The organism is Candidatus Burkholderia verschuerenii, assembly GCF_001189365.1.
GTDB lineage: Bacteria > Pseudomonadota > Gammaproteobacteria > Burkholderiales > Burkholderiaceae > Caballeronia > Caballeronia verschuerenii.
Genome location: NZ_LFJJ01000329.1, coordinates 1 through 2,421, shown reverse-complemented (window position 1 = coordinate 2,421; position 2,421 = coordinate 1). Strand labels below are relative to the sequence as shown.

General features: G+C 60.3%; 1 protein-coding gene and 2 pseudogenes. 2 read left to right on the top strand and 1 reads right to left on the bottom strand.

Annotation, left to right across the window (positions count from 1 at the left end):
• Window positions 1–410 precede the first annotated feature (410 nt).
• Both BVER_RS28590 and BVER_RS28585 read left to right on the top strand, forming a co-directional pair.
• A pseudogene (locus BVER_RS28590) lies at window positions 411–686 on the top strand (response regulator transcription factor); the annotation flags it as partial.
• A gap of 4 nt (window positions 687–690) precedes the next feature.
• Window positions 691–1,308: pseudogene (locus tag BVER_RS28585) on the top strand (glutathione S-transferase C-terminal domain-containing protein).
• A 337-nt stretch (window positions 1,309–1,645) separates the two neighbouring features.
• On the opposite strand, the gene BVER_RS28580 reads toward BVER_RS28585, so the two are convergent.
• Complete coding sequence (locus BVER_RS28580) at window positions 1,646–2,203, bottom strand: TetR/AcrR family transcriptional regulator (RefSeq protein ID WP_050456109.1); 558 nt, start codon at window positions 2,201–2,203, stop codon at window positions 1,646–1,648.
• Window positions 2,204–2,421: the final 218 nt, after the last annotated feature.

Sequence of the window (2,421 nt, the reverse complement as noted above, 5' to 3'; positions counted from 1 at the left end):
GCTGCTGCATAGCGGCCGCGCGGCGTTCGGCGCTGCGGGCTACGCCCTTCGCGCCGCACGTCGCACAGAAGGATCAACTGAAACCACCGGCATCCGATTTCTGCACAACTTGACGCACACAACTGTTGCGCGTTGATATTTTCAATCGCGTTGGTAACCGGCATGATATGGGCAGTGCCTCGCGGTCTCGCGCCGGGCAGGTTCGGCGTATGGTGTGACCATCCGGGACAAGGGCACTCGGGAGCACTTCGGGTGGGCAGATCGATCTTATACGATGAGCCGCGAGCTCGTGTTAGTAGTTGGCTGACAGAATGAGGCTTGACCTCAACCGCTTTGCGGTGGTCGGCCATTGGGCGGTCGAAACGGCGCGTGGCAGCGTGCGCCATTGTGTGCGCGAGCTGGGACGAGCCGAAGAGGGGGGCGACTGGCCCGTCGTGCTGGAGGAATTCGATGACACGGCGCAAACGGGCCGGCTTTCGGCGCGTTTCGGCCTTACCAGCCGTGAGGCGGAAGTACTTTTGTGGCTCTCGCGCGGCAAGACCAATCGCGATATAGGCGACATCCTCGGCATGGCGCCGCGGACGGTCAACAAGCATCTCGAACATATATTCAGTAAGCTGAATGTGGAGACGAGATCCGGAGCGGCGGTCGTGGCCGCCAAATGCGTCACGCAGCAATCGGGTTGAAGTGATTTGTAGGACGCAGCCGATCGGTTCGCACCCCAGTCCGTTCGTCCGCAAGGTGCGGATCGTGATGGCGGAGAAGAAGATCGACTGCGAACTGGTGCTCGAAGATGTGTGGGCATCCGATTCCAAGATCCACGACTTCAACCCGCTGGGCAAGGTGCCGTGCCTCATTCTGGACGACGGCGAGGCCGTGTTCGATTCCCGCGTGATCTGCGAATTCGTGGACACGCTCACACCCGTCGGCAAGCTCCTGCCGCAGGAACGCCGCGAGCGCACCGAGGTGAAGTGCTGGGAAGCGCTCGCCGACGGCCTGCTCGACGCGGCCGTGCTGACGCGGCTCGAAACCACGCAGCGCGAGGAGGAACATCGCAGCGCGGCGTGGATCGCGCGCCAGAAGCGCAAGATCGAGGACAGCCTGCACGCGATGGCGCGCGGCGTCGGCACGAAGTAATGGTGCTCGGCGAACCGCTTCACGCTCGCTGATATCGCCTGCGGCTGCGCGCTCGGCTATCTCGACTTCCGTCTGCCGGAGCTCGACTGGCGCACGGCGCATCCGTCGCTCGACAAGTACTACGCGCGTCTGTCGCAGCGTCAGTCATTTATCGATACCGCGCCGGTTTGAGTTGCGCGTTTCCGACATGCCGCCCGGCACATCGTGGGGCGGCATTTCATTTTGTGCGTTCGAGAAAGCGTTCTTGCAGCTATTTGTCAGCACAATCCAGATCAAATTCAACCTATCACTAGATAGATAAGCGGACACTACATGGACTTGAAAGCCGCACCAGCACTGGCTTTCGACGCCGCGCGACGGTGCGCGCGTGCTCTTTTTGGGGCGAAGACCGCATAAACCGCCTGAAAGCTCGCTTCTATCGGCCAAAATCTATCTACTCAACGGTAGACAATCCAACGCGCTTCCTAGTGTTTTTCCGTGTTTTACACAGAGTTATCCACAGGGTTGTCTACCGTCGGACGGCCTCCGCCACTTCTTCCAGACGCGCGCGCGATTGAAACAATCGACAGGCGAGCAGACTGCCCTGAAACGCGGAATACAGTGCGCGGGCCGCGGCTTCCGGTTTGCCGCCGGCATCGAGCGTATCTTGTGCTTCGCCCTCGGCGAGTACCTTCGCCAGCCAGTTTTCGTTGGCCCGGAAAAATGCCTGAATCGCCTGACGCACCTTGTCCGGCAGCGCTTCGATTTCCGCCGCCAGCATGCCGCACAGGCAGATGCGACGGCCATCGCCGATGATCCGGCCGAACAGCTTCGTGTAGCGATCAAGCTTCTTGTCGGCGGGCGCAGAACTGTCGATGGCGTAGATCGTGGACATCACGTCCGCGCTGTAGGCGTTGACGGCTTCGAGCGCGAGATCTTCCTTCGACGGAAAGTAATAGTGGATGCTCGATGTCTTGACCCCGACCAATTCAGACAAATCGCGGTAACTGAAGCCGTTGTAGCCGCGCGTCATCATCAGCGCCTGCGTGTGGTCCAGCAACGCTTCCCGTACGGTGTTTTTGTCCATCGCTTGCCCGGCTGAAGTGGCTACAAAACCTGAAAATTAGGTCGACGCCAAAATTTATCTATCGCTAGATAGACAGTCAAGCACTTGTATCAATAATCGGCATAGGGGCGGCCAGCAAGCTGGCCGGTCCCCTGCCACACCACCCTGCCACACCACCCGGCGTGCGGGTCCGCACCGGGCGGTTCGGGAAGTTGAGGTTATGTGAGGCGAGGCATGCC